General features: G+C 71.0%; 21 protein-coding genes. 6 read left to right on the forward strand and 15 right to left on the reverse strand.

Going from position 1 to position 19,832, the window contains the following annotated elements:
• Positions 1–2: 2 nt before the first annotated feature.
• Together MW290_RS33180 and MW290_RS23355 are read right to left on the reverse strand one after the other, a co-directional pair.
• Positions 3–1,982, reverse strand: a complete 1,980-nt coding sequence (locus MW290_RS33180) for a methyl-accepting chemotaxis protein (RefSeq protein ID WP_310740122.1) — start codon at positions 1,980–1,982, stop codon at positions 3–5.
• Between the two features lie 235 nt (positions 1,983–2,217).
• Positions 2,218–2,568, reverse strand: a complete 351-nt coding sequence (locus MW290_RS23355; RefSeq protein ID WP_250196742.1) for an HPF/RaiA family ribosome-associated protein — start codon at positions 2,566–2,568, stop codon at positions 2,218–2,220.
• Between the two features lie 217 nt (positions 2,569–2,785).
• Here MW290_RS23355 and MW290_RS23360 point away from each other — a divergent pair, with 217 nt between their 5' ends.
• From MW290_RS23360 to MW290_RS23370, 3 genes are all read left to right on the forward strand, one after another.
• Positions 2,786–3,190 carry a TerB family tellurite resistance protein gene (locus MW290_RS23360; RefSeq protein ID WP_250196743.1) on the forward strand — a complete coding sequence of 135 codons (405 nt, stop codon included), beginning with the start codon at positions 2,786–2,788 and terminating at the stop codon, positions 3,188–3,190.
• Between the two features lie 138 nt (positions 3,191–3,328).
• On the forward strand, positions 3,329–3,751 hold the full coding sequence (locus tag MW290_RS23365) for a tripartite tricarboxylate transporter TctB family protein (protein WP_250196744.1): 423 nt from the start codon (positions 3,329–3,331) through the stop codon (positions 3,749–3,751).
• Positions 3,752–3,755: 4 nt separating this feature from the next.
• Positions 3,756–5,282: a tripartite tricarboxylate transporter permease gene (locus MW290_RS23370; protein ID WP_250196745.1), complete on the forward strand. Its 1,527-nt coding sequence runs from the start codon at positions 3,756–3,758 to the stop codon at positions 5,280–5,282.
• Positions 5,283–5,351: 69 nt separating this feature from the next.
• Here MW290_RS23370 and MW290_RS23375 read toward each other — a convergent pair whose 3' ends face one another.
• From MW290_RS23375 to MW290_RS23390, 4 genes are all read right to left on the reverse strand, one after another.
• On the reverse strand, positions 5,352–6,764 hold the full coding sequence (locus MW290_RS23375; protein ID WP_250196746.1) for a sensor histidine kinase: 1,413 nt from the start codon (positions 6,762–6,764) through the stop codon (positions 5,352–5,354).
• On the reverse strand, positions 6,754–7,425 hold the full coding sequence (locus MW290_RS23380) for a response regulator transcription factor (RefSeq protein WP_250196747.1): 672 nt from the start codon (positions 7,423–7,425) through the stop codon (positions 6,754–6,756). The genes MW290_RS23375 and MW290_RS23380 overlap by 11 nt, the downstream gene beginning before the upstream one ends.
• A 70-nt stretch (positions 7,426–7,495) precedes the next feature.
• Positions 7,496–7,981, reverse strand: a complete 486-nt coding sequence (locus tag MW290_RS23385) for a GNAT family N-acetyltransferase (RefSeq protein WP_250196748.1) — start codon at positions 7,979–7,981, stop codon at positions 7,496–7,498.
• Positions 7,969–8,433 (reverse strand): rhodanese-like domain-containing protein, encoded by a 465-nt coding sequence (locus MW290_RS23390; RefSeq protein WP_250196749.1) that lies wholly within the window; start codon positions 8,431–8,433, stop codon positions 7,969–7,971. Before MW290_RS23390 ends, MW290_RS23385 begins: the two co-directional genes overlap by 13 nt.
• A gap of 225 nt (positions 8,434–8,658) precedes the next feature.
• Here MW290_RS23390 and MW290_RS23395 point away from each other — a divergent pair, with 225 nt between their 5' ends.
• Genes MW290_RS23395 through MW290_RS23405 form a run of 3 tightly spaced genes read left to right on the forward strand, consistent with a single transcriptional unit; the run spans position 8,659 to position 11,967 of the window.
• Complete coding sequence (locus tag MW290_RS23395) at positions 8,659–10,029, forward strand: aspartate aminotransferase family protein (RefSeq protein WP_250196750.1); 1,371 nt, start codon at positions 8,659–8,661, stop codon at positions 10,027–10,029.
• Position 10,030: 1 nt separating this feature from the next.
• Positions 10,031–11,089, forward strand: coding sequence for a GNAT family N-acetyltransferase (locus tag MW290_RS23400; protein WP_250196751.1), 1,059 nt, complete (start codon positions 10,031–10,033; stop codon positions 11,087–11,089).
• Positions 11,086–11,967 (forward strand): arginase family protein, encoded by an 882-nt coding sequence (locus MW290_RS23405; RefSeq protein WP_250196752.1) that lies wholly within the window; start codon positions 11,086–11,088, stop codon positions 11,965–11,967. Before MW290_RS23400 ends, MW290_RS23405 begins: the two co-directional genes overlap by 4 nt.
• A gap of 67 nt (positions 11,968–12,034) precedes the next feature.
• Here the strand turns inward: MW290_RS23405 and MW290_RS23410 are convergent, their stop codons facing one another.
• Genes MW290_RS23410 through MW290_RS23450 form a run of 9 tightly spaced genes read right to left on the reverse strand, consistent with a single transcriptional unit; the run spans position 12,035 to position 19,769 of the window.
• On the reverse strand, positions 12,035–13,264 hold the full coding sequence (locus MW290_RS23410; protein WP_250196753.1) for a DegT/DnrJ/EryC1/StrS family aminotransferase: 1,230 nt from the start codon (positions 13,262–13,264) through the stop codon (positions 12,035–12,037).
• A 16-nt stretch (positions 13,265–13,280) separates the two neighbouring features.
• Positions 13,281–13,688 (reverse strand): DMT family transporter, encoded by a 408-nt coding sequence (locus MW290_RS23415; protein WP_250196754.1) that lies wholly within the window; start codon positions 13,686–13,688, stop codon positions 13,281–13,283.
• Positions 13,685–14,056: an EamA family transporter gene (locus MW290_RS23420; protein ID WP_250196755.1), complete on the reverse strand. Its 372-nt coding sequence runs from the start codon at positions 14,054–14,056 to the stop codon at positions 13,685–13,687. Before MW290_RS23420 ends, MW290_RS23415 begins: the two co-directional genes overlap by 4 nt.
• Entirely contained in the window at positions 14,049–14,963 is a 915-nt protein-coding gene (locus MW290_RS23425) for an alpha/beta hydrolase (RefSeq protein WP_250196756.1), read from the reverse strand. Before MW290_RS23425 ends, MW290_RS23420 begins: the two co-directional genes overlap by 8 nt.
• Positions 14,960–15,658 carry an MtnX-like HAD-IB family phosphatase gene (locus MW290_RS23430; RefSeq protein ID WP_250196757.1) on the reverse strand — a complete coding sequence of 233 codons (699 nt, stop codon included), beginning with the start codon at positions 15,656–15,658 and terminating at the stop codon, positions 14,960–14,962. The genes MW290_RS23425 and MW290_RS23430 overlap by 4 nt, the downstream gene beginning before the upstream one ends.
• On the reverse strand, positions 15,651–16,562 hold the full coding sequence (locus MW290_RS23435) for an efflux RND transporter periplasmic adaptor subunit (protein WP_250196758.1): 912 nt from the start codon (positions 16,560–16,562) through the stop codon (positions 15,651–15,653). The genes MW290_RS23430 and MW290_RS23435 overlap by 8 nt, the downstream gene beginning before the upstream one ends.
• Positions 16,559–17,287, reverse strand: a complete 729-nt coding sequence (locus MW290_RS23440) for an ABC transporter ATP-binding protein (protein ID WP_250196759.1) — start codon at positions 17,285–17,287, stop codon at positions 16,559–16,561. Before MW290_RS23440 ends, MW290_RS23435 begins: the two co-directional genes overlap by 4 nt.
• On the reverse strand, positions 17,284–18,417 hold the full coding sequence (locus MW290_RS23445; RefSeq protein WP_250196760.1) for an ABC transporter permease: 1,134 nt from the start codon (positions 18,415–18,417) through the stop codon (positions 17,284–17,286). Before MW290_RS23445 ends, MW290_RS23440 begins: the two co-directional genes overlap by 4 nt.
• Complete coding sequence (locus tag MW290_RS23450; RefSeq protein ID WP_250196761.1) at positions 18,414–19,769, reverse strand: TolC family protein; 1,356 nt, start codon at positions 19,767–19,769, stop codon at positions 18,414–18,416. Before MW290_RS23450 ends, MW290_RS23445 begins: the two co-directional genes overlap by 4 nt.
• Positions 19,770–19,832: the final 63 nt, after the last annotated feature.

Consider the following 19,832-nt stretch of genomic DNA (forward strand, 5'->3'; position numbering starts at 1 on the left):
GTCTAGGCGCCAGCCTGGGCGCCGGCCAGCTTGAACACGTCCACCGCACGCACCAGCTGCTGCGCCTGACTCTTCAGGCTCTCGGCGGCGGCAGCGCTTTGCTCGACCAGCGCGGCGTTCTGCTGCGTCACATGGTCCATCTGCCCCACGGCCTGCCCCACCTGGGTGATGCCGGCGCTCTGCGCCTGGCTGGCTGAGGAGATCTCGGCCACGATGTGGCTCACGCGCTGGATGGACGCCACGATCTCGGCCATGGTCTGGCCCGCCTCGGCCACCAGCTGCGTACCGCCCTGCACCTGCTCGACGCTGCGGCCGATCAAGGTCTTGATCTGCTTGGCCGCCTCGGCGCTGCGCTGCGCCAGCGTGCGCACCTCGCCGGCCACCACGGCAAAGCCCCGGCCCTGTTCGCCGGCGCGCGCCGCCTCCACCGCCGCGTTGAGGGCCAGGATGTTGGTCTGGAAGGCGATGCCGTCGATCACGCCGATGATGTCGCTGATCTGGCTGCTGCTGTCGCTGATGGCCTGCATGGTGCCCACCACCCGGCCCACCACCTCGCCGCCCTGGGCCGCCACCTGCGAGGCGGTCTGCGCCAGGTCGTTGGCCTGCACCGCGCTGTCGGCATTGGCGCGCACCGTGGTGTTCAGCTGTTCCATCGTGGCGGCCGTCTGCTGCAACGCGCTGGCCTGCTCTTCGGTGCGCTCGCTCAGGTGCTGATTGCCCTGCGCGATGTCGGCGCTGGCGCTGGCCACCGACTCGGAGCTCAAGCGCACCTTGGCGATCATCGCGGCCAGCGCCTGGTCGGCCTGCGCCAGCGCGCTGGACAGGTCGGCGAACTCGTCGCGGGCCTGCACCGGCTGCACCTGGCCCAGCTGCCCGTCGGCAATGGCGCGCACCGAACCGGTCACGCGGTCCAGGCTGTGGCGCGTGCCCAGGTACATGCCCACGTAGAAATACAGCGACGCCAGCGTGCCCAGCAGCAGCAGCGCGGTGGTGAGGTTGCGGTGCAGCGTGGCGCGCTCGATGCGCTCGGCCAGCAGGTCGGCCAGCACGGCGCGGTTCTGCTCCACCAGCGCCCAGGCAGCGTCGATGGTGGGCCTGGCCGCCTCAGCCGCCTGCGCCGGCGTCACGGTGATGGCGTCTGCCGCGGTGAAGTGCTTGCGCACAAAGGCCAGGTATTGCTGGGAACTGGTTTTCAAGGCATCGAACGGCGGGCCCAGGCGCTGCTCCAAGTCGGGGTTGGCCTTCATGGCCTGCTTGAGCATGTTCTGAACATTGCCAAAGGTGTCGTTCAGCCGTGCTTCGGTCACCTCATAAAACACCTTGTCGGCCGGCGACAGCACGCCCCGCGCCATGTTCAAGGCGGTGTAGGCAGCCATGCGCACCGCAATACCGGCGGTGCTGGGCGTGTTGTTGGCCAACGGATAGCCCAGGTAGAACAAATCCAGATCGGATCCCAGCGCCATGCCCGAGCGGTCGCCCATCTCACGCATGAAGGCATACAAGCGGCCATATTCGGGCGCGTGCGCCGCAAAAGCCTTGGGCGCAAATTCAGCGTCCAGCGGCAGCGCCTCAACCTTTTTCTGCAATTCGACCCAGCCCTCGCGCAAACCCTGCACGTCCTTGCGCATGTCGAACAGCGGCAATGCCTGCGCCACCTGCGTCTCGATCTCGGTCAGCGTGCGTTCCACCACCGCGGCCTGCTGCCTGAAGCGCTCGCGCACCGTGGTGTCGCCGGGCGGCGCGGTGATCGTGATGCGCCGGCTTTCGATCAGCACCTGATTCCATTGCGCCAAACTCTTCATCAAATCGACGGCGGCGGCCTGCGAACGCAAGGCGCCCACCTGCTGATAACTGGCGATGACGCTGGCCACGCCCAAAAAGGCCAACAGGCCGAAAACGATGGTGCCTGACAGCGCAAACTTCATTCCGAAACGAAGGCGCGACATCAACCAGATCGCGGGGCCGAAGAATACTGAACTCACTGATTCCACTCCTGTGCGCCGTTATCGGGGCGGCACTGCGCCACCCGCCGTGTTTTTGTCGGCGCATGTAACAAGGACTTGAACCAGATCGAGAGGACATGGCGACGCCGGGCACGAAACCATGGGTCGTGCCCTGCGCAGCCTGCTCATTTCTGCTTTATTAATCTCCAGCCATGGTGATTTATTTGGGCGCCGCTGATGGGCGCAAAGAAATGGCAACGTGGTTTTGCAGCGGTCAGTCGGCGCTTGCCTCAGCCGCGCGTGCGCGCCGCCGCTGCCGCCGCATGTCTTGCGCGCGACGGGCCTCGCGCAGCAGGAAGCGCGTCGCCCGCGCCAGGGCACGGTCCAGCGCGCTGCGCCAGTCGGCGGCCACCGAACTCACCACCACCGGGCCCACCCCGTCGGTGCGCAAGGCCAGCTGGCAGCGCTTGTCGACGCCGCCGCGCGGGCCGTTCACGTCCGACAGTTCCACCTCGGCCCGCGGCACGCGGGTTTTCAGGCGGCGCAGCGCAAAGCGCAGACGCTGCTCGGCCAGCAGGCGCAGGCCGGCAGCCTGCGGATCGCGGGAGGTGAAGACGACTTGCATCGCGGCACTCCATCCAAGTTGAGGAGGCCTCACGGTAGGCCGCTGCCCGCTGCGGATAAATCAGGCTGTGGTTGATCCTGGCGAAGGAAAAACCTGCCCGTGAAGAAAGCGCGATCGTGAGGATTTCACGATGCATGGCTCAGACAAACCTATGTTTTTCTCGAAGCACCGGCCCGGCACAGTGCGGGCTCCTTCACCACTGCACCTGGAGTTCTCCATGCGCCACTACCCCGCCAACAGCCCGGAAGCCGCCGCCCGCATCGTCGCGCTGGTCCTCATCTCCGACGGCCACGTGTGCCGGTCGGAACTGGCCTTGCTGGAAGAGATGGACCTGCCCGGTGAGCTGGGCCTGCGCGCCGATGCGATGCCAGCCATCGTGCAGACGCTGTGCGAAGACCTGCTGACCGCGGCGCCGCACGGCGCGGGCCTGGGCAGCAGCGTGGACGCCGATCTGCTGGGCGCGTTGATGCGTGACATCACCGACCTATCGCTGCAGCGCAAGGTGGTGCAGCTGGCCCTGGCGGCGGCCGCGGCCGATGCCCACCTGAGCGACGGCGAAGAAGCGATGCTGGAGGCGGTGCGCCGCCACTGGCCGCAGGCGATGCCGCTGGCGATTGCCTGAGCCATGGCCTGACCCTGAACCCGGGGCCCCTGTGCGGGGCCCCGCAAGCTGTCGGTTTCCTGTCCTACGTGGAAACCGTGGTGGCGTGCAAAAGGCGCAGTCCTAGAGTGATTTGCGTCCACTTCAACCGCCACCACCATGAACCAGAACACAGCCCGAGGACTGTTCCTCGCCGCGATCGCGCTCGCCTTCGGAGGGGGCGCGCTGCTGCACTTTCCGATCGGCACCTTCAGCCGGGCCGGCGCGGGCCTGTTCCCGCTGATGATCAGCAGCCTGCTGCTGCTCATCGCCGTGGCCATGCTGGTGCGCGCGCGCCTCGTGCCGCCGGTGCCGATGGACTTCAACTTCAGGAACATCGCGCTGATCATGGCCTCGCTGGGCGGCATGGCGCTGGCCTCGCTGTACCTGGACATGGCGGTGGGCATCGTCGTGATGGTGTTCATCTCGGCCTTCGCCGGCACCACCTACTCCATCAAGCGCAATGCCATCGTCTCGGCCTCGCTGATCCTCGTGGCCTTCGGCTTCCAGCAGCTGCTGGGCCTCAACCTGCCGCTGTTCTGACGCCATGGACATCCTGCACAACCTGGCGTTCGGCTTCAGCCATGCGCTGACCTGGCAGAACCTGATGTTCTGCGCCATCGGCTGCACCGTGGGCACCCTGGTGGGCCTGCTGCCCGGCCTGGGCCCGCTGGCCACCATCAGCCTGCTGCTGCCGCTGACCTATTCCATCCCCACCACCGGCGCGCTGATCATGCTGGCCGGCATCTACTACGGGGCGCAGTACGGCGACAGCGTGAGCGCCATCACGATGAAGATCCCGCATGCCAGCAGCATCGTGGCTTGCATAGACGGGTATGCGATGACGCTCAAGGGCAAGACCGGGCTGGCCTTGTTCACCGCGGGCTTTTCCAGCTTCATCGGCGGCACGGTGGCCATCGTGGTGCTGTCCAGCCTGGCACCCACGCTGGGCGAGGTGGCGCTGCTGTTCGGGCCCACCGACTACTGCGCGCTGATGCTGGTGGGCTTCGTCTGCGTGAGCTTCGTGACCACCGGCAGCCTGCTCAACGGCCTGGCCATGTGCCTGATCGGCGTGCTGCTCGGCCAGATCGGCACCGACGTGACCAGCGGCCAGACGCGCTACACCTTCGACATCCCCTTCCTGGCCGACGGCGTGGGCCTGGTCAGCATCGCGCTGGGCTGCTTCGGCATCGCCGAGATCACCAAGAACCTGGATGCCCGCGAGGAGCGCTCGCCCTTCAACGGCAAGATCGACCTGATCCCGACCTGGGCCGAGTTCAAGCGCATCATCCCCAGCGCGCTGCGCGGCTCGGTGGTGGGTTCGGTGCTGGGCATCCTGCCCGGCGGCGGCCCGGTGATCGCGCAGTTCGCGGCCTATGCGCTGGACAAGAAGGTCAGCAAGTACAAGGACGAGATCGGCCAGGGCGCCATCGAAGGCGTGGCCGGCCAGGCCGCCGCCGACGAGGCCGCCGCGCGCACCAGCTTCATCCCGCTGATGAGCATCGGCATCCCGGAGAACGCGGTGATGGCGCTGATGATGGCCGCCTTCATCATCAAGGGCATCCAGCCCGGCCCCAACATGATCTCGGGCCACCCCGAGCTGTTCTGGGGCCTGGTGGCCTCCATGTGGGTGGGCAACTGCTTCCTGCTGCTGCTGAACGTGCCGCTGGTGCGCTACTGGCTGTCGGTCTTCAAGATTCCGTATGCGGTGCTGTTCCCGTCGATCTTGTTCTTCTGCTGCATCGGCACCTACAGCGTCAACAACAACCTGGACGAGATCTTCGTGACCGCGGGCTTCGGCCTGGCCGGCTACCTGTTCATGCGCCTGGGGCTGGATGCGGCGCCGCTGATGCTGGGCTTCATCCTGGGGCCGATGCTGGAAGAGAACTTCCGCCGCGCGATGCTGATCAGCCGCGGCCACTTCTCGGTGTTCGTCGAGCGGCCGATCAGCGGCACGCTGCTGGGCCTGATCGCGGCCTTCATCGTGTGGCAGCTGGTGGCCTTCTTCCGCAAGTCGCGCAAGGCGCGTGAGGCGGCGCTGCTGCCGACCGCCAACACCGCCACCGCCGCCTGACCGGTTGGCGCTGCCACGCCCTGCCGCCCCGCCAGCCCATCTGGCGATGGCGGCAGGGCGTGGCCCTTTTCAGGCGCCAGAGGCCGGAAAGCGCACCAGCACCTTGAGCCCGCGCCCGTCGACGCCGGCCAGCAGCGCGGCCTGCGCCCCGTGCAGCCGCGCGATGTCCGCAACGATGGCCAGGCCCAGCCCGCTGCCGGTGCCACCGGCCTCGCGGCCGCGGCGGAAGCGCTGCCACAGCAGCGGGCGTTCTTCTTCCGGCACGCCGGGGCCATCGTCTTCCACCGACAGCCAGGGCACATGGGCGTCCACGCCGCAGGCCACGGTGATGCGTGCGCCGCGGCCAGCATGGGCGACCGCGTTGTGCACCAGGTTGCCCACCAGCTCTTCCAGCAGCACCGGATGGCCCTGCACCACCGAGTGGGCCAGTTCAAAGCCCAGGTCCTGGCCGGCCTCGATCGAGGGCTCCAGCCAGCGGTCGGCGGCTTCGGCGATCAGCTGGCGCAGGTCCACCGGCTGGGCCGGCTGCTGCTGCGGGTCGAGCGCGAAGCTTTCGGTGCGGGCCATCGACAGCAGCTGCTGCGCCAGCCGCGCGCCGCGCTCGGCCGCTGCATGCAGGCGCTCCAGCATCGGCTGCTGGGCCTCGGGGTGCGGCGTGGCCAGGGCCTGGGCGGCTTCCACCCGCATCACAGCCAGCGGCGTGCGCAGCTGGTGGGCCGCATCGGCGATGAAGGCGCGCTGCGCGGTGGCCGCGTCGCGGATGCGGGCCAGCAGGCCGTTGAGCGCATCGACGAAGCCCAGCACCTCCCGCGGCACGCCGCGGGTGTCCACCGGCGCCAGCCGCGCGGGCGACAGTGCCGCCACCTCGGCCGCCGCGCGCTGCAGCGGCCGCAGCCCGCGCGCCACCGCCGCCATCGCCAGCGCGGCCAGCACCAGCGCCAGCACCGTGGCGCCTGCGAGCGAGGCCAGCATCACCGCCCGCTCGGCCTGTTGTCGTTTGCCCAGGGTTTCGGCCACCACGATGACGCACAGCCGGCCCTTCGTGCCGCAGGCCATGGCATGGACGGCCACGCGCACCGGCTGGCCGCCGAACTGCCCTTCGAAGAACGACCACTGATCCGCCGCCAGCGGCGGCGCCAGCGCCAGCAGCGCGGCTTCACCCCCCAGCGGCCGGCCATCGGGCCCGCCGACCGCAAACACCGTGTGGTCCACCAGATCGGCCTGCAAGGCGCGTGCGGTCTGCGCCGAGAGCGGCAGCGTCACGGCATCCCCCTGCACGTCGACGATGCGGGACAAGGCCACCGCGGTGTCGGTGAGCGCGCGGTCCAGCCCGTCCAGCGCGGGCGTGAGAGCCAGCCGGTAGATGACGGCCGCGGTCAGCGGCACCAGCACCAGCAGCGGTACCAGCAGCCCCAGCAGCAGCGTGCGGCGCAACGTGGGGCTGGTGGGGCCGGCGGAGCCACCCAAGCGGCTATGGGACATCGGGCTCCAGCCGGTAGCCCAGGCCGCGCACGGTGCGCAGCTTGACGCCGCCCGGCTCGATCTTGCCGCGCAGGCGCGAGATGAGCAGCTCCAGCGCGTTGTCGCTGGTGCCGGCGTCCCAGCCGGGCACCAGCGCGGCCAGCTGCTCGCGCTGCACGATCTGGCCGGTCTTGCTCATCAGGTACTGCAGCACGATGCCTTCGCGGGCGGTGAGCTTGACCGGCTGGTCGCCGATGCGGGCCTCGCGCGTCAGGCCGTCGTAGTGCAGCGCAGACACCACCAGGTGCTCGCTGCGGCGCAGCTCATGCCGGCGCACCAGGGCTTTCAGCCGGGCCAGCAGCTCGGTCAGCGCGAAGGGCTTGACCAGGTAGTCGTCGGCGCCCAGTTCCAGGCCGCGCACCCGGTCTTCCACGCCGTCGCGGGCGGTGAGCATCAGCACCGGCAGGAAGGAGCCCTGCTCGCGCACGCGGCGCAAGGTCTCCAGGCCGTCGATGCCCTGCAGGTTGATGTCCAGCACCAGCACGTCGTAGGCGTCTTGCTTGAGCGAGGCCGGCACCGGCTCGCCACGCGGGCTGACGTCGGCCCGCCAACCCTGGGCCCGCATCGCGGCAGCGATCGATTCGGCCAGGGGCGCGTCGTCTTCGACGAGGAGGATGTGCACGATACGGGCGGCATGGTCGTGCGCGTGGGCACGGGGCGCCGATGCTAGCGCCGAACCTGCACCCTCCTGGTCAGACCGCCAATGTGTACCGGCACTTGTCGAGACGGCGGGCGCCCAGCGCGTCGTAGAAGCCGATGGCCAGCGCGTTCCACGGCGGCGTCTGCCACTGCAGCTGCCGCGCACCGATGTCGCGGGCGTGCTGCGCCACGGCGGCCATCAGCGCGCGGCCCATGCCCTGACCCCGCGCCGCGGGTTCGAGGTACAGGCAGTCCAGGTGAACGAAGGGCTGCGCGTCCAGCGTCGAGAAGTCGAGCGTGGCGCTGGCGTAGCCCACCGGCTCGCCGCCCCGCAGGCCCAGCCATATCCGCAGGCGATGCATGTGCAGCGCCTGCGCCAGCCGCTCGGCATGGCCGGCACCGTCGTGGTGGATGTGCTCGTACGCGGCATGGGCCGCGCACAGGCGTGACAGCACGGCGGCATCCGCCGGGCCGGCGGCCCGTACCACCACGTCCGCTGCCACTTCCGCCACCACATCCGCCGCCATCAGCAGGCGCACTCGATGGCCGGGCGGGCAGCCGGCATGCGGCCGGGCTCGGCACCGGTGGCCACGGGCTGACCGTCGCGCACCCAGAAGTCCAGCCCGCCCAGCATCTCCTTGACCTGGAAGCCCAGGCGCGCCAGCTTGTAGGCGCCCTTGGTGGAACCGTTGCAGCCGATGCCGTCGCAGTAGGTCACGTACACCTTGCTGCGGTCCAGGTGCGCGGTGCTCTGCGCGTCCATCGTCCGGTGCGGAAAGCTCAGGGCACCCGGCACGTGGCCGGCGGCGTAGTGCGCCGCTGAACGGGTGTCGATGACGACGATGGCGTCGATGCCGTTGCGCAGGTCTTCGGCCACGTCCCAGGCGTCGGCGTGGTAGCTGAGCTTGGCGGCCATGAAGTCGCACGACTGCCCGGGTGTGGGCGCCGGAAAGGCCAGGACGTTGGAAACGGGGGCGGTGGTCTGGGACATGGGGTTCCTCGGAGAACGTGAAGCGCTGTGTCGATGGCCACAGTGTGCAGTGCCTTGGTCTGCTGGTTGATACCAAATCTCATGGGCAGATAAGACCACTGACGGCTGATGTTCAGGGGCTCCATCAATCCCACACAAATCCTCGACGGCTGCGCAAGAAGGGCTGACAACACTGCGCGCACCGCCCGGGATGGCCCCTGCCATCGGGCGGCCCAGGAGCAACACATGGATCGCGCACAACTGCTGGCCGATGAGGCCCGTTACTGTTCCTTCGGCGACACGGTTCACTACGTGAACCCGCCCCAGATCTTTTCCGGCTGCGAAGGCAGCTACATGTTCGACGAGGGCGGTACGCCCTACCTCGACCTGCAGATGTGGTACTCGGCCGTCAACTTCGGCTACAAGAACAAGCGGCTGGAAGAGGTGATGATCCGCCAGCTGCGCGAGCTGCCGCAGGTGGCCAGCCAGTACCTGCACCCCACCAAGATCGAGCTGGCGCGCTGGATCGCGCAGGACGCCGAGCGCAAATGGGGCATGCCGGGTCGCTGCCACTTCAACGTGGGCGGCGCGCAGGCCATCGAGGACTCGCTCAAGGTGGTGCGCAACGCCTGCAACGGCAAGAGTCTGATGTTCGCCTTCGAAGGCGGCTACCACGGCCGCACGCTGGGCGCATCCAGCATCACCTCCAGCTACCGCTACCGCCGCCGCTTCGGCCACTTCGCCGAGCGGGCGCAGTTCATCCCCTTCCCCTACCCCTTCCGCCGGCCCAAGGGCATGACGGCCGAGGAGTACGCCGAGCGCATCGTGGCCGAGTTCCGGCGCAAGTTCGAGAACGAGTACCACGCCATCTGGGACCCCAAGACCCGCCAGTGCGAGTACGCGGCCTTCTACGTCGAGCCCATCCAGGGCACCGGCGGCTACGTCGTGCCGCCGCCCAACTTCTTCAAGGGCCTGAAGCAGGTGCTGGACGACCACGGCGTGCTGATGGTGGTCGACGAGATCCAGATGGGCTTCTGGCGCACCGGCACGCTGTGGTCGATCGAGAATTTCGGCGTCAAGCCCGATGTGCTGGTGTTCGCCAAGGCCCTGACCAACGGCCTCAACGCGCTGTCGGGCCTGTGGGCGCGTGAAGAGCTGATCAACCCGCAGCTGTTCCCGCCGGGCTCCACCCATTCCACCTTGGCTTCCAACCCGCTGGGCACGGCCCTGGGGCTGGAGGTGCTGAAGATGACCGCCGAGATCGACTACGGCGCCCAGGTGCGTGCGTCGGGTGCCTACTTCCTGGAAGGGCTGAAGGAGCTGCAGAAGCGGCACCCCGAGATCGGCGACGTCGATGGCCTGGGCCTGGCGCTGCGCGCCGAGATCTGCACGGCCGACGGCTTCACGCCCAACCGCGAGCTGCTGGACCGCATGGTGGACATCGGCCTGTCGGGCACGCTCGAGTACAAGGGCCAGCCGCGTGGCCTGGTGCTGGACGTGGGCGGCTACTACAAGAACGTGATTACCTTCGCGCCTTCGCTGGAGATCACCCGGGCCGAGATCGACGAGGCCATGGTGCTGCTGGACCAGCTGCTGCGCCGCGCCAAGCAAGCCTGAGGTGGACTGGATCAACGGCCTGGAACCGGCGGCGCTGGTCGGCTGGTTCCTGCGTGAACCACCGCAGGGCTTTGCCGTGCTGCAGCAGCAGCCGCCCGCGTTTGCCGCCGACTTCGACCTGCTGACCACGGCCGACGACGAGCTGCGCGCCACGCTGGCCCGGCTGCCGGGCCACCGCTGGTGGTCGCGCTGGCTGCGTGTGCACACCGCGTTCGTCGGCACCACCGTCAGCGAATACGCCCTGCTGCCCGCGGCCAGGGCGCCGCGGCAGGTGGTGCAGGCGCTGCTGCAGCGCTGGCGGCCCGGCCACCGGCTGCTGATCGTCAAGGACCTGCCGCAGGACTCGCCCCTGCTCAGCGATGCGCACAACCAGGCCTCGACCGCCTTCGCGCAGGCCTGTGAAGAGGCCGGCTTCCTGCTGCTCGAAGGGCAGGCGCTGGCGTACGTGCCCATCGACTTCGCCAGCGAGGACGAGTACCTCGGCCGGCTGTCGCCGGCCCGCCGCCAGAACCTGCGGCGCAAGCTGCGCAGCCGCGCCCGGCTGCAGGTGGCCCGCATCTCCACCGGGGTAGCCTTTGCCGATGACGCGACCGTGGACGCCTACTACGCGCTGTACGAAGCGGTGTATGCGCAAAGCGAGATCCACTTCGACAAGCTCACGCGCGCATTCTTCGCGGGGCTGCTGCGCGACACGGGCGCCGGCGGCATCGTGTTCGAGTACCGCAGCGCCGCCGATGACCAGCTGCTGGGCTGGAATCTGTGCTTCGAGCATGGCGGCAAGCTGATCGACAAGTACATCGGCCTGCGCTACCCGGCCGCACGTGAGCACAACCTGTACTTCGTCAGCTGGATGGAGAACCTGGCCCATGCACGCGAGCGCGGGCTGTCGCACTACGTGGCGGGCTGGACCGACCCGCAGGTCAAGCGCCAGCTGGGCGCCCGCTTCACCTTCACCCGCCATGCGGTGTACATCCGCCAGCCCTGGCTGCGCGCCCTGGGGCGGCGCCTGGCCGGCCGTTTTGAAAGCGACCGCGCCTGGGTGCAGGCCGAAGCCCGATGAACACGCCGGTGGTGCTGGACCTGGATGCGTCCGTGGGCCCGCTGCCCGGTGAATGCCGGCTGCCGCTGGCGCCCTGGCAGGAGGCGGTGCGCTTCGGCTGCACGCTGGCCACGCTGCGCCGCTTCACGGCGGCGATGGCCGCGGGTCTGCCCGCGCGCCACGGCACGGTGCTGCTGGGCAGCGGCGACTTCCACCACCTGAGCTGGCCCTTGGTGGCGCGCTGCACCGCAGGGCAGCCGCCCCGCAGCCTGCGCGTGCTGGTGCTGGACAACCACCCGGACAACATGCGGCTCCCCCTCGGCGTGCACTGCGGCTCCTGGGTGCGGCGGGTGGCGGCGCTGCCGCAGGTGGCCGAAGTGCTGGTGCTGGGCATCACCTCGCCCGACATCGGCTGGCGCCATGCCTGGGAGAACCACTGGTGGCCGCGGGCCCGCGGCCGGCTGCAGTACTGGTCCACCGGTGTGGACGTGGGCTGGGCCCGCCGCTGCGGGCTGGGCCGTGCGGTGCGCGGCTTTGCCAGCGTGCAGGCGCTGGTGGACGCCGCCTGCGAGCACTTGCAGGCACGCCCGCTGCGCACTTACCTGTCCATCGACAAGGACGTGTTCGCGCCCCACGTGGTGCGCACCAACTGGGACCAGGGCCAGCTGCGGCCCAACCACGCCGCGCAGCTGCTGCACACGCTGCGCGGCCATGTGGTGGCCAGCGACATCACCGGCGAAATCTCGCAATGGCGCTACCGCACGGCGTGGAAGCGCTGGCTCAGCGCCCACGACGGCCAGACCACCGACCATGCGCCGGCCGAACTGCCGCAATGGCAGGCCGGCCAGCATGCCTTCAACCTCACGTTGCTGGCCGGCATCGCGGCCGCCAGCGCCTGAGTCATGGCTCAAGCCCTGACCACGACCTGCCGCGCGGGTGACCGATGCGCCGTGAGGCAAGACCACGTCAACCGGCGCGGACGCGGCCCAGCCCTTCCAGCAGCTGCGCCAGCAGCGCCTCGAAGCCGGGCTCGTCCAGCCAGCCGCTGTTGGTGATGGCCAGCAGCCGGCCGGCCAGCACACGCGCGTGCACCAGCGGGCCCTCCGCCGTCACGGCCAGGCCGGCCGCATCGGGCGGGTAGTCGGCCAGCGTGGCAGCAAACGGCAGGCTCACGCCCAGGCCAGCGCCCCACAGCCGCTGCAGCAGCGCGTCACGCAGCCCGGCGTCGGGGAAGGCCAGCAGCAGCAGCGGCCGCACACCCTGCGCAGCCGGCACGGCCGGGCTGTCGCCCAGCACCGGCAGCCCCGCCTGCATCAGGCGGTTGCGGCGCTGCTGCCAGCGCTGCTCAGCCGCCTGCCAGTGAGCGGGCAGCCGCGCCAGCGCCCGCACGCCCACACGCCGGCGCCAGCGGCCCACGGCATGCAGCGGGATGTCGGCGCCAATGTCGTCGCCCGCCGCGGCCACGCGGTCGTCATGCGCCAGGGCCCGGCGCAGCGGCTGGCCATACACCCAGCGCAGGCCACGCGGCCGGTAGCAGGCGGCATAGCCCAGCAGCTCCAGGCTGCGGCGCAGCTCCCAGGCTGGCCGTGGCGGCAGCAGCCGCGGCCCGGCCTCGCGCAGGGCGGCGCGCAATGCCGGCCGGGCACTGACCAGCAGCCCGCCCTCGTACAGCGTCAGCCCCTTGCCGGCGGCCAGGCTGTACAAGCCGATGTCGCCCTGCAGCCCCAGCGGCTGGCCGGCCACGCGGGCCCCCAGGGCCTGCGCGGCATCTTCGATCACCCAGGCACCGGCGGCGCGCGCCACCGCCGCCGGGCCGGCCACGTCCGTCACCAGACCGCACAGGTGGGTCGGCAGCACGGCCAGCGTGCGCGGGCCGCACAAGGCCTGCAGCGCCGGCAGGTGCAGGTCCAGCGTGCCGGGTGCCAGGTCGCACAGGCGCAGCCGCAGCCCGGCGCGGGCCACCGCCAGCGCCACCAGGCGGCAGGTGTAAGCCGGCACCACCACCTCGTCGCGCGAGGGCGTCTGCGCCCGCAGCACCTGCAAGGCCAGCAGCAGTGCGGCGGTGCCTGAGCAGGTCAGCTGCACCGCCGGCACACCCAGCCAACGGGCCAGGTGGCCCTCCAGGTCGGCGTCGCCCCAGGGCAGCAGATCGCCGGCGCGCAGCGGCAGGCCGGCGGTGGGCGGCAGTTCGGTCACGCTGCCACCTGCGGCCTCATGCCGGCTGGGCCTCGGTTGGCGCTTCAGGCTCACTGAGCGCCAGGCACACGATGCCGGCCACGATGAGGCCGGCCCCGGCCACCTGCGCCAGACCGATGGCTTCGCCGAACAGCCAGTGCGACACCAGCATCACCGAGACGATCTCCAGGTGCGAGGCCGCGAAGGCCGGGCCGATGGGCGCGCGCCGCAGCAGATGCATCCAGGTGAAGAAGGCGCCGGCATATCCCACCAGCGCACCGTAGATCCACGGCTGGCTGAAGACCCGCTGCAGCCACTGCAGCGACAGCGACAGCGGCAGTGCCTGGGTGCCCGCCATCTTGAAGCTGAGCTGGGCCAGTGTGTCGAAGGCCATCAGCACCGCGAAGCCCACCAGATAGAAGCGGCGTGCGGAAGACCGGTTCATGGCTGCAGCCCCACCACCGCCACCCCGGCGGACACCAGCAGGATGCCCAGCACCCGCAGCGGCGTCAGCTGCTCGTTGAACAGCAGCCGGCCGGCCACCATGATGGCCACGATGTTGATGGATCCCAGCAGCACGCCGGTGGACAGCGGCACCAGCGACAGGAAGGCCAGCCACAACAGGAACTCGGCGCCGTAGCAGGCGATGCCGATCCACAGCCAGGGCCGGCGCGCCATGGCCCGCCAGCGGTCCAGGCCGGCCGCATCGCCCGGCAAGGCGGCCGCGGCCTTGAAGGCCAGCTGACCACCGCTGTCGGTGAGCACGTTGAGCAGCCACAGCAGCGCCACCAGAGGCGTCAGTCCATCAGCCAACGGCCAGCTCCTGCCGAAGTGCGGGGGCCGCGGCGGCCAGGGCGGGCATACCGGCCACGCGATCGATGAACTCGGCGCAACGGGCGATGACGGTGCGACGCTCACGGTCGACGGTGATCATGTGGTAGCTGTCGTCCAGCAGCAGCAGTTCCACCGGGGCCTGCACCACGCCGCGTGCGATGGTCTGGGCATTGGCCGCCGAGGCCACGTCGTCATGGCGGGCATGGATGGCCAGCACCGGCGCACGCACGGCGGCCAGCCGGCGCCGCACGCGGGCCGAGAGCCGGCGCATCTCCTGGACGGTCCACCACGGATTGCCCGGCAGCCCGGCTTCGGCGCTGTGGCCTTCCAGCATGCGGCGCACGATCTGCTGGCGCAGTGCCTCGTCCTTGATGCCGTAGGGGGGCTGCTCCATGAACATGCGCGTGCGCCCGATGCCCAGCCGCCGCAGCAGCGGCAGCACGAAAGCAAAGCGGGTGTAGAACGGGATGGTCCAGCCGTCGTAGCGGAAGATGGTGGACAGCGCGCACACGCCATCGACGGATCCAGGTTCGTCCTCGGCCAGGGCCAGGGCCAGCACGGCCCCCACCGACAGCCCGCCCACCACCACCCGGTCGACCTCTGGCCGCAGCCGCATCAAGCCGGCGCGGGCGCTGGCCAGCCAGTCCTGCCAGCGGGTGGCCAGCAGGTCGTCCACGCTGCCGCAGTGGCCCGCCAGCTGCACCGCGTAGACGGTGAAGCCATGCTTGTGCAGGCCGCGGGCCAGCAGCCGCATCTCGTTGGGGGTGCCGGTCATGCCGTGCACCAGCAGCACGCCGGTGCGCGCCCGCGGGCCGCTGCCGGGCAGCAGGAACTCGTGGGGGGTGACGCAGATTTGGCGGCTGTCCAGTGTGCCGGGCGTGCTCATGGGTGCACCCTCGCCTCGGCATCGGCGGCCACCAGCGCGGCCAGCCGGCTGAGCACGTCGCCGAAGTGCCGGAACGGCGCATGCGCCAGCCCATGGGCGCGGCAATGGTCGACCAGCCGGTCCTTGGCCAGCACGAAGTCGGCCTTGCCGCTGACGCAGAAGTCCGAAGCGCCGTCGCCCACGTACAGCACCCGCGTGCGCGGCCCGCGCTGCTCGGCCAGGCGCGCGCACTTGCAGTTGCCGCTGGCGCGCTCGCAGCGCGGGCTGGCATGGGGCGACTCCAGGCGCCAGCTGCGCGCGCCGGTGGGCACCAGGCGGTTGGCCAGCACCGGCAGCCGCTGCAGGCCCTGGCGTGCCAGCACCTGCACGATGGCCTGCTCGATGCCGTCGCTCACCACCATCACCGGGATGCCCATGGCCCGCGCGCCATCGACGAAGGCGCTGAAGTGCGGATCGACCGTGATGGTCTGCAAGTGCTGCTCGAACTCGCCCTGGCTCATGTCCAGCAGGGCCACCTGGCCCTTCATGCATTCTCGTGAGCCGATCTCGCCGCGCTCCCAGCGCGCTTCCAGCGCCTCCCAGCCGGGGCGGCCGAAGCGTGTCAGCAGCGTGTCGGTCACGTCCTGCAGGCTGATGGTGCCGTCGAAGTCGCACAGCACCGTCCAGGCCACTGTCGTGTCGTCTCGTTCATTCATGCAAGTTCACCCTCACCCATTGGCCGGCGCGCAGGGCGCCTGCCGTCTCCAACTCGATCCAGCACTCCAGCACCCGCTGGCCGCCGCGGGCCAGCGGCTCGTCGTCGAGCCGGCTCGAGCCATACATGGCGCCCACGCGCACCACCCGGCCGGCCAGCGGCGCGGTGCCCGGGGCCTGCGGCCCGTCGGGCACCACGCTGGCCCGCAGACCGGTGTGCAGCGCCGGCGCCAGTGCCTCGTTCACCTCGGCGCGCACCCGCAGCGCCCGCGCCGGCAACAGCGACAGCAGCGGCCGCCCGGCCGCCACGCGGCTGCCCACGGGCGCCAGCTCGGTCTGCACCAGGCCGTCCACCGGTGCCAACACCCGGCGCTGTGCCAGCTGCACCTGCAGCGACTGCAGCCGGGCCTGCGTCAGTGCCAGTTCGGCAGCGCCCACGCGGACGGCCGATTCGGCCTCGCGCAGCGCCTGGCGCGCCTCGTCGCTGCGCACAGGATCGGCGGCGCCGGCGCGCTCGGCCTCGTCCAGCCGGGCCAGCAGCGACCGTGCCGGTGCGATGCGCTGCGTCAGCTGCTGCTGCTTGCTGCGCGCCAGCGCCAGCTCGGCCTGGGCGACGGCAGCCTCCTGCTCCAGCGCCGGGCTGGCCAGCACCGCCAGCAGCTGGCCACGGTGCACCGTCTGGCCCTCGGCCACGGCCAGCGTGCGCAGGCTGCCTTCCAGCGGCGCGGCCACTTCCAGCAGGCCGCCGGGCACTTCCACCTTGCCCCGCGCCACCAGGGCGACCGGCTGCGAGGCGGCCGCGGCCACGGCGGCCACCGCGGGCGCGGCCGCGGGCGCACGCTCGCTGCAGGCGCTCAACAGGGCCAGCAGCGCCGGCAGGCAGACAAGACAAGGACGCAGGCTCATGGCAGGGCGGGTTCGATGGGATCGGTGCCCGGCTCGGGGCACCAGTCGCTGTGGATGCGGCCGTCTTCCATGCTGAGCACGCGGTCGGCATGGCGCACGAGGCGCGGGTCGTGGCTGACGCACAGCACCGTGGTGCCGTGGGTGCGGGCGATGCGGCGCAACAAGGCCACCACGCGGCGGCCGTTGTCGGCGTCCAGCGCGCTGGTGGGCTCGTCGGCGAACAGCAGCTGCGGCGCCTTGGCGATGGCGCGTGCCACCGCCACACGCTGGCGCTCGCCGCCGGACAGCTGGGCCTGCCGGTGATGGGCGCGATGGCTGAGACCCACCTCGTCCAGCGCCTGCATCGCGCGCTCGCGCGCCTCGCGGTCGGACAGACCCATGTAGCCCAGCGGCAGCGCCACCTGTTCCCACGCGGTCAGCGCCGGAAACAGGTTGAAGCCCTGGAACACGAAGCCGGTGTGGCGCAGGCGGAACTCCTGCAGCGCACGCGCGCCCAGCCCGGTGAGGCACTGGCCCAGGGCGTGCACCTCGCCGGCGTCGGGCACTTCCAGCGCCGACAGCAGCGCCAGCAGCGTGCTCTTGCCGCAGCCCGACGGGCCCGACACCAGGGTGAGCTGCCCAGCCTGCAGTTCCAGCGACAGTTCGCGCAGCACATGGCTGCGCACCGAGCCGTTGGCAAACGACTTGCAAAGGCCGTGGGCGCGCAAGGTGGCTTGCATGCTCATCGCAGCAGCATGGCCGGATTGGCCTGGAACAGCCCGCGCAGCGCCACCAGGCCCGACAGCAGCGCCAGTGCAGCCACCAGCACGGCGCAGCCCAGGGCCGCCTCCCAGCTCATGGCCACCGGCACCGCATAGCTGCCGGCCAGCCAGATCAGCAGCGCGCTGGCCAGGCCGGCCAGCACCAGGCCGACACCGCCGATCCAGCAGGCCTGCTGCACCACCACCCGGCCCAGCGCGCGCATGCTGACGCCCAGCGCATGCAAGGTGGCGTACTCGCGCGCCGAAGAAGCCACCACCGAGGTGAGCGACTGGCTGGTGATGACCACGCCCACCAGGCACACGATGCCGGCCATGAACAGCACTGCGGTGCCGGCACCGGTGTCCAGCATCCAGTACAGCTGCGAGCGGCGCGCGAACTGCGCCGCCGTCCACACCTCGAACGGGCCGAAGGTGGCATCGCGGCCGAAGGCCTGCTGCACCTGGTCGGGGTCGCTGCCCGGCTTCAGGGAGGCCACGAAATAGGTGGCCCCTTCGCCGCGGGCCGGCGCGCCCAGGCCGCGGGCGGTGTCCAGCGACGCCAGCACGTTGACGCCGCCCAGGGCGCGCAGCCCCGCGATGGCCGCCACGACCTGCACCCGTCGGGCGTTGATCCAGGCCCACTCGCCGGGGCGTGTGCCCAGCTGGTCCATCTCCGAGCGGTCGATGACCACCGCGTCAGGCTGCGCCAGGGCTGCCCGCAGCGCCGGGCTGAGCACATGCGAGAACATCATGGCGCCGGCCGCCGTCTGCAGCCCCGAGACGAAGACCGGCACACCGCCGCCGCTGCGGGCGGCATCCTGCCAGTCGGCCTCCAGCCACAGGTAGGGCTCCACGTCGTGCACGCGCGGGTCCATGCGCAGCCGCATCTCGACGTCCGGCGCCACCGGGCGGCCGAAGTTGACGCTCTGCGTGCCGGGGTAGCCCACCCACAGGTCGGCGCTGGAAGCCGTCACCGACACCGCGGCACTGCCGAAGATGCCCAGCACCAGCGCCACCTGTACCGACAGCAGCACGCCGCTGAAGCACAGGGCCAGCGCGGCCGGCACGAAGCGCCGCCATTCGTGCACCAGCATGCGACGCGCCAAGGGGATCATGGCGTGGCCTCCAGGCCCTGGGGCAACGGCGCGCCACCCACGGCGCGGTACAGGCTCACCAGCGCCAGCGCACTGCCGGCATCGGCCTGTGCCAGTTCGGCCTCGGCCAGCAGCTGCGTGCGCCGCAGCGCCAGCTGATCGGCATCGCCCGACAGACCCAGCCGCTGCTGCACCGCCTGCTGCTGCAGCAGTCGCTGCTGGGCCTGCGCGGCCTCGGCCAGTGCCTGCCGGCGGTCGCGCCGCATCTGCAGGGTGTCGAGCGCCGACTCCACCTCGGCCACCGCCACCAGCACGGTGCGCCGCTGGTCCAGCAGCGCCTCGTTGACGTGTTCCTGCGCCGCCAGGGCGCGGTCGCGCCGCAGGTCCCAGTCGAACAGCGGCAGGTCCAGCGTGGGTGCCAGGCTGGCCAGGGCGTGGGTGGGCCGCTGGCCCCGCTGGGTGACGTTCCACGCCCGCAGCACACCGGCGCCGAGCACGATGCGCGGCGCCATCTCGGCCTGCGACATGCCGGCCTCGCCAGCGGCGATGCGCACGCTCTCTTCGGCCGCGCGCACGTCGGGGCGGTGCAGCAGAACCGTGGCCGGCAGCGCCTGCAGCGAACGCGGTGCCGGCTGCGGCACGGTGGCGGGCTGCAGCCAGGCCGGGTCGGGGCGGCTGCGGCCGATCAGCAGCGCCAGCGCCTGCGCCGACGCCTGGGCCAGGCCGCGCTGCTCGGCAGCCGCAGCGCGCGCCTGGGCCACCCGCTGGTCGGCCTGCAGCCGCTCCGCCGCCGGGGCCAGGCGCGACTTCATGCGCACCTGGGCCAGCGCGGCGCTGTCGGTCTCCAGCGCCACGAGCTGCTCCTGGGCCAGCGCCTGCTGCTGGGCCGCGCGCAGCCCCAGGTACTGGCGCACCGTCTCGGCCACCACCATCACGCGCGCGGCCTGCTCGGCCCATTGCGCCTTGGCCTGTTGGCCAGCGGCCGCGGCGCGGCTGGCCTCGGCCATGCCGAAAAGGCCCGGCTCCCAACTGGCGTCCACACCGACGTGAACGAAGGAATCGGTGGCCTTGGCGTCGCTCATCGGATGCACGCCGAAGGCCAGCGAAGGTCGCCAGCGCGCCGCCTCGCTGCCGGCCAGCAGCCGGGCCTGGCGCACGCGGCTGGTGGCCATCAGCAGCTCCGGGTTGGCCTGCAGCGCCTGCGCCACCAGCTGATCCAGCAGCGGGTCGTTCCAGTCCTTCCACCAGCCCTGCAGGTCGGCGGCGGGCGACTCGCGGTCACGCGGCGTCGCCCAGTCGGGCGGCACCTCGGCCGGGGCCGGCGGCTGCAGCGGCGGCAGCGTGCAGCCCGCCATCAAGGCGGGCAGGCACACACAGGAAAGAAGCTTGAGGGGCGGCATCGGAGACATCCCGGCGACAGGCCGGCTTGGCTGCAT

The sequence above is a fragment of the Aquincola tertiaricarbonis genome, from assembly GCF_023573145.1.
Taxonomy (GTDB): domain Bacteria; phylum Pseudomonadota; class Gammaproteobacteria; order Burkholderiales; family Burkholderiaceae_C; genus Aquincola; species Aquincola tertiaricarbonis_B.

What these genes read in the sequence shown, in the direction of transcription:
- MW290_RS23390 (WP_250196749.1), bottom strand. Translation starts at nt 8,433, where the DNA reads ATGTCCCAGACCACCGCCCCCGTTTCCAACGTCCTGGCCTTTCCGGCG.
- MW290_RS23425 (WP_250196756.1), bottom strand. Translation starts at nt 14,963, where the DNA reads ATGAGCACGCCCGGCACACTGGACAGCCGCCAAATCTGCGTCACCCCC.
- MW290_RS23375 (WP_250196746.1), bottom strand. Translation starts at nt 6,764, where the DNA reads ATGTCCCATAGCCGCTTGGGTGGCTCCGCCGGCCCCACCAGCCCCACG.
- MW290_RS23405 (WP_250196752.1), top strand. Translation starts at nt 11,086, where the DNA reads ATGAACACGCCGGTGGTGCTGGACCTGGATGCGTCCGTGGGCCCGCTG.
- MW290_RS23445 (WP_250196760.1), bottom strand. Translation starts at nt 18,417, where the DNA reads ATGATCCCCTTGGCGCGTCGCATGCTGGTGCACGAATGGCGGCGCTTC.
- MW290_RS23395 (WP_250196750.1), top strand. Translation starts at nt 8,659, where the DNA reads ATGGATCGCGCACAACTGCTGGCCGATGAGGCCCGTTACTGTTCCTTC.
- MW290_RS23370 (WP_250196745.1), top strand. Translation starts at nt 3,756, where the DNA reads ATGGACATCCTGCACAACCTGGCGTTCGGCTTCAGCCATGCGCTGACC.
- MW290_RS23365 (WP_250196744.1), top strand. Translation starts at nt 3,329, where the DNA reads ATGAACCAGAACACAGCCCGAGGACTGTTCCTCGCCGCGATCGCGCTC.
- MW290_RS23415 (WP_250196754.1), bottom strand. Translation starts at nt 13,688, where the DNA reads ATGAACCGGTCTTCCGCACGCCGCTTCTATCTGGTGGGCTTCGCGGTG.
- MW290_RS23360 (WP_250196743.1), top strand. Translation starts at nt 2,786, where the DNA reads ATGCGCCACTACCCCGCCAACAGCCCGGAAGCCGCCGCCCGCATCGTC.
- MW290_RS23440 (WP_250196759.1), bottom strand. Translation starts at nt 17,287, where the DNA reads ATGAGCATGCAAGCCACCTTGCGCGCCCACGGCCTTTGCAAGTCGTTT.
- MW290_RS23435 (WP_250196758.1), bottom strand. Translation starts at nt 16,562, where the DNA reads ATGAGCCTGCGTCCTTGTCTTGTCTGCCTGCCGGCGCTGCTGGCCCTG.
- MW290_RS23430 (WP_250196757.1), bottom strand. Translation starts at nt 15,658, where the DNA reads ATGAATGAACGAGACGACACGACAGTGGCCTGGACGGTGCTGTGCGAC.
- MW290_RS23355 (WP_250196742.1), bottom strand. Translation starts at nt 2,568, where the DNA reads ATGCAAGTCGTCTTCACCTCCCGCGATCCGCAGGCTGCCGGCCTGCGC.